Source organism: Cellulosimicrobium funkei, from assembly GCF_001019615.1.
Taxonomy (GTDB): Bacteria; Actinomycetota; Actinomycetes; order Actinomycetales; family Cellulomonadaceae; genus Cellulosimicrobium; species Cellulosimicrobium cellulans_E.
On sequence record NZ_JNBQ01000041.1, the window covers coordinates 24928 to 32831 of the forward strand.

General features: G+C 75.6%; 8 protein-coding genes. 4 read left to right on the top strand and 4 right to left on the bottom strand.

Annotated features, from left to right (window positions below; all coding sequences use genetic code 11):
* Positions 1-10: 10 nt before the first annotated feature.
* Positions 11-802, bottom strand: a complete 792-nt coding sequence (gene cofC, locus FB00_RS18350; RefSeq protein WP_231581931.1) for a 2-phospho-L-lactate guanylyltransferase — start codon at positions 800-802, stop codon at positions 11-13.
* Entirely contained in the window at positions 795-1748 is a 954-nt protein-coding gene (cofD, locus tag FB00_RS18355) for a 2-phospho-L-lactate transferase (RefSeq protein ID WP_047234360.1), read from the bottom strand. The genes cofC and cofD overlap by 8 nt, the downstream gene beginning before the upstream one ends.
* 115 nt (positions 1749-1863) lie before the next feature.
* Here cofD and FB00_RS18360 point away from each other — a divergent pair, with 115 nt between their 5' ends.
* The 3 genes from FB00_RS18360 (at position 1864) to FB00_RS18370 (ending at position 4473) form a co-directional block, all read left to right on the top strand.
* Positions 1864-2184, top strand: a complete 321-nt coding sequence (locus FB00_RS18360) for an MTH1187 family thiamine-binding protein (protein ID WP_047234361.1) — start codon at positions 1864-1866, stop codon at positions 2182-2184.
* 115 nt (positions 2185-2299) lie between these two features.
* Complete coding sequence (locus tag FB00_RS21340; RefSeq protein ID WP_052877776.1) at positions 2300-3763, top strand: DUF4357 domain-containing protein; 1464 nt, start codon at positions 2300-2302, stop codon at positions 3761-3763.
* Between the two features lie 71 nt (positions 3764-3834).
* The gene (locus FB00_RS18370) at positions 3835-4473 is read left to right on the top strand and encodes an aspartate/glutamate racemase family protein (RefSeq protein WP_047234362.1); all 639 of its coding nucleotides are present in this window, start codon (positions 3835-3837) and stop codon (positions 4471-4473) included.
* A 13-nt stretch (positions 4474-4486) separates the two neighbouring features.
* Here FB00_RS18370 and FB00_RS18375 read toward each other — a convergent pair whose 3' ends face one another.
* Both FB00_RS18375 and FB00_RS18380 read right to left on the bottom strand, forming a co-directional pair.
* The gene (locus FB00_RS18375) at positions 4487-5341 is read right to left on the bottom strand and encodes an ABC transporter permease (protein WP_082141492.1); all 855 of its coding nucleotides are present in this window, start codon (positions 5339-5341) and stop codon (positions 4487-4489) included.
* Complete coding sequence (locus FB00_RS18380; protein WP_047234363.1) at positions 5338-6426, bottom strand: ATP-binding cassette domain-containing protein; 1089 nt, start codon at positions 6424-6426, stop codon at positions 5338-5340. The genes FB00_RS18375 and FB00_RS18380 overlap by 4 nt, the downstream gene beginning before the upstream one ends.
* A 94-nt stretch (positions 6427-6520) precedes the next feature.
* On the opposite strand from FB00_RS18380, the gene FB00_RS18385 reads away from it, so the two are divergent.
* Positions 6521-7615, top strand: a complete 1095-nt coding sequence (locus FB00_RS18385) for a helix-turn-helix transcriptional regulator (RefSeq protein WP_082141493.1) — start codon at positions 6521-6523, stop codon at positions 7613-7615.
* Positions 7616-7904 lie beyond the last annotated feature (289 nt).

Below are 7904 nucleotides of genomic sequence, written 5' to 3' on the forward strand. Positions count from 1 at the left end.
CTCGGAAGGCTCAGGCGTCGTGGTCGCGCAGCGCCGGGACGTGCAGCCCGACGGCGGCGCGCGCGTCCGCGGGCAGCTCGCCCCAGTCCTCCACGGTGTCGAGGTCGACCGCGGTCCCGGGCCGCTGTACGACGACGGCCCGCAGCCCGAGGCGCTCGGCCTCCGCGACGTGGGCCGCACGGCTGTCCGGCCCGAACCGGAACCGGAACCCCGCGGAAGCCGGGACCTCGAGGGCGAGCAGGTTCGTGCCGGCGCCCCGGCGGTCCGTCGCGACGACGACCGGGGCGTCCTCGGCGAGCAACGCCTCCACGTCGACGGGCGTGAGCGCGGGGAGGTCGGCGTGCGCCACGAGCAGCCGCACCGGACCCCGGGTCGCCGCGTCCTCCGACGCTATCTCGCGGCCGAGGTCGACCGCCGCGTCCAGCCCCGGCCGGTCCACGGGCTGGAGCACGATGCGCAGCCGGTCCGCGTCGGCGGTCAGCAGGGGGAGACCGTCGGACCCGGTGGCGTGCGCCGCGTCGGCGGACGCGTCCACCACGACCTCCCGCAGCGCCCGCCAGGTGAACCGCGGGTCCGACGTCACCACGACCACGCGCTCGACGCCGTCGCTCGCGAGCAGCGTCCCCACGACGTGCCGCGCGAGCACGGCGATCAACCTGCTGCGCGAGGCGGGGTCGAGGACGTGCGCGAGCCGCGACTTCCCCGACGACCCGTCGCGCAACGGCACGACGGCGACCACGCGCGCCGGGCGGCCCGGCCCACCGTGGTGAGCGCCGCCGTCGGGCGGCACGAGGTCACCCACGAGCGATCCCCGCCGACGCGAGCAGCGTGCGCGCGAGACGCTCGCGGCCCGCGGCGCCGCCCATGACGGTGTCGGTGACGACGACCTCCAGCCCCAGCGCCCGCACGTCGTCGGCGAGGTGGGCGTCGTGGTCGTCGATCACCATGACGTCGACGAGCCCGACGTACAGGCGCGCGACGCCGAGCGCCGAGACCTCGTGCCCGAGCGTCGTGAGGATCTGCGCGGCGGGTCCCTTGATCGCGCGACCGCCGACGATCGGGCTCACCGCGACGCGGCGCGCGGACGTCCCGGCGAGCGCGTCCCGCACGCCCGCGACGCCCAGCACCGGCTCCACCGACAGGAACGGGTTCGACGGCGCGACCACGACGACGTCGGCGCCGGTCACCGCGTCGAGCACTCCGGGCGCCGGGCGCGCGGCCTCGATGCCGTCGTAGACGAGTCCCAGCACGTCGTCCGCGTGCCGGCGCCCCACGAAGTACTCCTGGAACCCGAGGCGCCCCGCGGGCGTGTCGACGAGCGTCGCGACGCGGTCGTCGCTCACGGGCAGCACGCGCGCCCGGACGCCGAGCGCGGTCGTGAGCCGCGCGGTCACGTCGGTCAGCGACGACCCCGCGCGCAGCCCGGCTGTCCGCACGACGTGCGTCGCGAGGTCGCGGTCGCCGAGCGTGAACCACGTGTCCTCGCCGAGCCGGCCCATCGCCTCCAGCGCCGCGTACGTCTCGCCGACCACGCCCCAGCCGCGCTCCTCGTCCGCGAGCCCGGCGAGGGTGTACGTCACGGTGTCGAGGTCGGGCGAGATCCACAGCCCGTGGAGCTCGACGTCGTCCGCGACGTTGACGACGACCGTGAGGTCGGCTCCAGCGAGGTCCAGGCCGTGCGCGAGGCGTGCCCCGCCGACCCCGCCCGCGAGCACGGTCACGCGGTCGGTGCGGTGTTCTGCTGTCACGACGACGAGCCTACGTCGGGGCGGGGGAGTCCCGGCGGCCCTCTCCCGGACCTCGCGCGCGGGCCCGTCCGGTCCCGCCGCGGTTCGTGCGCCGCACCCGTGCCACGATGGGCCCATGGCCGTCTTCGCCTTCTCCGTCGCCCCGCTCGGTGCCGGCGAGTCCGTCGCGGACTCCGTCGCCGAGGCCGTCCGCATCGTCCGCGAGTCGGGCCTGCCCAACCGCACCACCGCGATGTTCACCGAGATCGAGGGCGACTGGGACGCCGTCATGCCCGTTATCCAGCGCGCGACCGAGGCCGTCGGCGCGGGCGGCCATCGGGTCTCGCTCGTCATCAAGGCCGACATCCGTCCGGGACGCACGGGGGAGCTCACCGGGAAGGTCGAGCGGGTCGAGGAGCGCCTCGCGGCCGAGTCGGAGGAGACCGGGCACGCCTGACCTGCGGTGTCTCGTGAGGACGGTTCGACCGGTTCGCGGGACTTGACCGGCGACGTAGGCTATGGCGCAAACGCCCCCGCCCAGGTCGCGTTCCGCTGCCGCAGGAGATCTCCCGATGCCCCTCTTCGAGGTGGACGCCGAGCGTCCCGTACTGGTCCAGCCGCCCCAGCCGGCAGGAGCGTTCGGGACCGACGCGCAGCGGGTCGTGGACGGGAACATCGAGGGGCTGCTGGGCGAGCAGATCTTCCCCGTCGCGCAGGGCACGTCCGACGACGAGCCCCACCTCCTCGCGCTCGATGCCGCCGGCCTCCCGGTCGTCATCGAGGTCACCGCGGAGCTCACGGAGGACGCCCTCACCGCGGCGCTCAACCACGCCGGCCGGGCCGGGCGCCTCACGCGCGCCGAGCTCGCCGCCCGCTACACGGGCGGTGCCTCGCGGTTCCAGCAGGACGTGGCCGCCTTCTACGACAACGTCCCGCTCACGCGCTCCCAGGCGACCGCCCGGGCGACCGGCGCCCGCCTCATCGTCATCTGCTCGAGCGCCGCGCCGGGCATCCAGGACGCGCTCGACTTCCTGCGGCAGCCCGGGTCCCCGGTCTCGGTCCTGCGTCTCGGCGTCGTGCACGGCGCGGACGGCCGCCGCTTCGTCGACGTGTCCCCGCTCGCGATGACGCGCGACAACCCCGCACCACCCGCGGCGCCCGAGCCCCGTCGGGGCCGCGCCGTCGCCCCCGGTTCCGACTTCGCGGACGGCGTCGCCGTGGGCCGAGCCCTGACCGGCAAGTTTCCCGTGGTGACGCGGCAGGCCGCGCAGTCCCGGGCCGAGCGCCGTCGGGCCGCCGAGCTCGAGCCGCGCGCCGGCTCCGCGATCGCTCCCACCTCGGCGGACGAGACCGGCCCCCTCGCCGCGCTGGCCCCGGTCGCCGTGCCGTCGGAGCCGTCGCGCGCCGAGCCGCCCGTCCTGGACTTCGTCCCCCTCGACGACCCGCTCACCGCGCGGACCGTGCCCGAGCCCGCGTCCGCCGGCTGGGCCGACCGGCGACCCGTCGAGGCCGGGGACGAGCCGTCGACCCCGCGCACGTCGATCCTCACGCGCGAGTCGATCCGCACCCGGGAGTCGATCCGGACGCGCGAGTCGTACCTCACCCACGAGTACGGCGAGCAGCGCAGCCCGTCGCGCGAGCAGCCGTACGACCCGCTGTCGTACCACCCGCCCGTCGACCTCGACCCGACGCCCGCGCGCGCGTCCGCGAGCCGCGACGTCGTCCCCGTGCCGCCCCCGCCCCCCGCGGACGCGCCGCTCGGTCCCGACGACGACCCCGACCTCGTCGCGCTCGCGCGCGCGTTCGGCGCGCCCCGCGAGCTCGTGTGGTCCCGGCCGCGCCGCGGCCAGCGCTTCGAGGCGGTCCTCCAGCCAGACGGCTACATCGAGCTGTCCGACGGCGCGCGGTTCCGCCACCCCGACCTCGCCGCCGTCGCCGTGTCGGGCACCCACACGGCCGACGGCTGGAGCGTCTGGCGCCTCGGCGCCGAGGACGGCCCCACCCTCACCGACGCCTTCCGCGAGCACCACGCCTGAGTCACGTCGCTCGCTCGGGTCCGCCGCCCGCGTGCCCCTGAGCACGTGAACCACCACGATCGGAGGCGCACGTGATCGGGTTCCTGCACACGGCGGACGTGCACGTCGCGACGTTCGGTGCGCTGGTGGAGGAGGTCGCGCCGGGCGAGGGGCACGTGCACCGCGTCGACGTACCGCTCCTGGACGACGCGCGGGCGGGCGCGCGGACGGGTGAGCGGGTCCGGGCGCACGTCGACGCGCTCGTCGCGGCGGGGGCGTCGGTGGTGGTGTGCACGTGCTCGACGCTCGGGCCGGTCGCGGAGGAGGTCGGCGGACCCGGGGTGCCCGTGGTGCGGGTGGACCGGCCGCTCGCGGAGGTGGCGGTGCGCGACGGCGGCCGGGTCGCCGTCGTGGTGGCGCTCGCGTCGACGCTCGGCCCGACGACGGACCTCCTCGCCGACGCGGCCGGGCGCGCGGGGACGGTCGTCGAGCTCGAACCCGTGGTCTGCTCGGGCGCGTGGGCGGACTTCGAGGCCGGGGACCTGGGCGCGTACCACCGGGGCGTCGAGGACGCGGTGCGGGACGCCGTCTCGCGTCGGGGCGCGGACGTCGTCGTGCTCGCGCAGGCCAGCATGGCGCCGGCGGCCGGATTGCTCGCCGACCTCCCGGTCCCCGTCCTGACGAGCCCGGGCAGCGCGGTGGCCCGGGCCGTGGAGCTGGCCCGGGCCTGACGCGCGCGGTCGGTCAGTCCGTCGAGCGCACCATGGTGCGGATCCCGACGGCGAGGCCGACGGCGGCCGTCACGACGGCGGCGACCCAGCCCCACGCGACGGCCGAGGCGGAGAGGTCGCCGGCGAACAGGGCGCGCTCGGCGTCGACGACGTACCGGAGCGGGTTGACGTCGGACGCGACCTGCATCCAGCGGGGCCCGGTCTCGAGCGGGAGGAGCATGCCGGACAGGATCATGAGCGGGAAGATCAGGGTCTGCTGCACGACCCAGAACATCCAGTCCTGCTTGCGCACCGCGAGGGCGAGCGCGTAGCTGAGCGAACCGATCCCGACGCCGAACACGGCGAGCAGCGCGAGCCCGACGACGGCGCCGGCGGGGTGGAGCTCGAACCCGAACGGGAGCATGACGAGCACCACGACGACCGACTGCGCGACGATCGGGACCATCTCCTTGAGCGCGCGGCCCACGAGCAGCGAGGCGCGCGAGAGCGGGGCGACGAGCATGCGCTCGTGCGCGCCGGTCTGCAGCTCGACGAGCAGGTTCGCCCCGGTCGTGGTCGTCCCGAAGAGGGTCGTCATGACGAGGATCGACGGGACGAACCACTGCCAGACGTTGCCGCCCAGGACCTCCTGACCGGTCGTCGTGCCGCCGAGCGACCCGACGAGCAGGGGTCCGAACAGCGCGAGGAAGACGACCGGCTGGACGAGCCCGAACAGCACGGAGAACGGGTCGTGCACGACGGGCCGCAGCTCGCGGACGAGCACGATCCCGGTGTCGCGCGCGAAGGCGGCGAGCCCGCGGCGTGCGCGGGGGCGGGCGGGGGCCGGATGCGGGGCGACGGTGGTGCGGGCGATGTCGACGGTGCTCATGCTGCGGTCCTCTCGGTGGGGCTGGTGCCCTCGGCGGGGGTGGCGGTCGGGGTCGCGGCGCCGGCCTCGCGCAGGCTGCGGCCGGTGAGCGCGAGGAACACGTCGTCGAGCGTGGGCCGGTGCACCTGCGCCGTCTCGACGGCGATGCCGTCCGCGTCGGCGGCGCGGAGCAGGCGGGGCAGGTAGGCGTCGCCGCGCTCGGCGCGCACCTCGAGAGCGGGCGCGGCGTCGTGCCCGACGGCGGGCGCGCCGTCAGGTGTGCGGGTCGCCTCCCGGAACCCTTCGACCCGGCGGGCGAGCGCGACGAGCCGTGCCGCGTCGCCGTGCGCCGGCCCCTGCGGGGGCGCGAGCGTGACGACGACGCGGTCCCCGGCGAGGTCCGCCTTGAGGTTCTCCGCGGTGTCGTCGGCGATGACCTGGCCGTGGTCGACGACGACCACGCGCTCGGCCATGGTGTCGGCCTCGTCGAGGTAGTGCGTCGTGAGGACGATCGTCATGGGCTCGCCCGTGGCCGCGAGCGAGTCCTCGCGCATGCGCAGGACGTGGTCCCACAGGTTCGCCCGGTTGTGCGGGTCGAGGCCGGTCGACGGCTCGTCGAGGAACAGCAGCGACGGCGCGTGCACGAGTCCCATCGCGACGTCGAGCCGGCGACGCTGCCCGCCGGACAGGTCGGACACCTTGCGCGCGCCGTAGGACGCGAGCTCGAGGGAGTCGAGGAGCTCGTCGGCGCGGCGGCGCGCGGTGCGCCGGTCCAGTCCGTGGATGCGGCCCTGGCTCGCCAGCTCGTCGACGGCGCGCTGCGCGTGACCCGCACCGTTGCCCTGCCCGACGTAGCCGATGCGGTGCCGGACGGCGTCGGGCTCGGCGACGACGTCGTGCCCCGCGACCGTGGCCGTGCCCGACGTGGGGCGGATGAGCGTGGTGAGCATGCGGAGCGTGGTCGTCTTGCCGGCGCCGTTGGGGCCGAGGACGGCGACGAGCTCGCCGGGTGCGACGTCGAGGTCGATGCCGCGCACGGCGTGCACCGTGGCGCTCGCGTCGCGCCCGACGGCGAAGTCCTTGGTCAGTGCTCTGGTGCGGATCACGGTGGCTCCTCCTGGGTGTGCTTCGTGCGTCGAGAGCGACGTTGCCACGGGTAGAGGCCAGCTACGGTCCTCTACTCCGTGCGACGCTGAGGTCATGCTCGAGACCTCAGGACGACTGCTCCGACTGCTCTCGCTGCTCCAGGCGCGCCGGGACTGGCCGGGTGCCGCGCTGGCCGAGCGGCTCGACGTGAGCCCGCGCACCGTGCGGCGCGACGTCGACCGCTTGCGCGAGCTCGGCTACCCGGTGCGCGCGACGAAGGGTCCCGACGGCGGGTACCGCCTCGACGCCGGCGCGGACGTCCCGCCGCTCCTCTTCGACGACGAGCAGGCGGTCGCGGTCGCGATCGCGCTGCGCACCGGGACGCTCCCCGGGGTGGAGGACGCCGCGGCGCGCGCGCTCGCGACGATCCGTCAGGTCATGCCCGCCCGCCTGCGCACGCGCATCGACGCGCTGGAGGTGACGGCCGTGCCGGGCCGCACGGAGCGGGCCCTGCCCGCCGTCCGGGCCGACGTGCTCGTGTCGGTCGGCTCGGCGGCCGCCGAGCGCCGCGTGCTGCGGTTCGACTACGACGGCGGGACGGGCGAGGTGCTCCGTGCGCCGGGCCAGGAGCCGGGGGAGGGGTTCCGTGCGCCGCGCCGCGCGGAGCCGCACCACGTCGTCACGTGGGGCGGGCGGTGGTATCTCGTCGCGTGGGACCTCGACCGGGACGACTGGAGGACCTTCCGGATCGACCGGATGGCCCCGCGCGAGGGTGTCGGAGCACGGTTCGAGCGTCGGGCGCTGCCCGCCCCGGACGTGGCGACGTTCGTCGCCGAGCGGTTCACGCAGCCTGTGATGCCGGTACGGGGGACGGTCGAGCTCGAGCTGGACGCCGCCGTCGTGGCGGCATGGGCCGGAACGGACGCACTCGTGGAGGCCGTGAGCGAGGGGCGGTGCCGCCTGACCGCGGGTTCCTGGTCGTGGGGCGGGCTCGCCGGGTGGTTCGGCATCTTCGACGCGCCGTTCACCGTGGTCGGACCGGACGACCTGCGGGCCGCGGTGGCCCGTCTCGCGGCGCGGGCGACGGCAGCGGCCGCGCCCGCTGCGGCCGGCCTGCTGCCAGAGCGCGGGGCGCCGGACGAGGGGGTGCGCGCCTCGCGGCGGGACGTCGCGAGGGGGAGTGGTCCGGGTCACGACGGCGCGAGTTGACCTCCTGCCTCCGGACCCCGTAATGTTCTCGAGGTCGCCCGGCAGGGAGGAACAGACACCACGGCACAGCTTCTCGGAGCAGATGCGAAGTGGCTGGTCCCCCGGGCGAAACTCCCACCAGATTCTCGGAGCACAGTGCTGCGCCGTGAGTACGGTGAGGGTGTCTGGATCAGGTACATTTCTGAACGGAAATCCGGTTTTCACCGGTCCGGGACGAACAGCCGGGTCTGGTAGGATTCAGAACGAAGGAAACGCCCCGCGCAAGGGCCTCGGGAACGAGGTCGGAGGC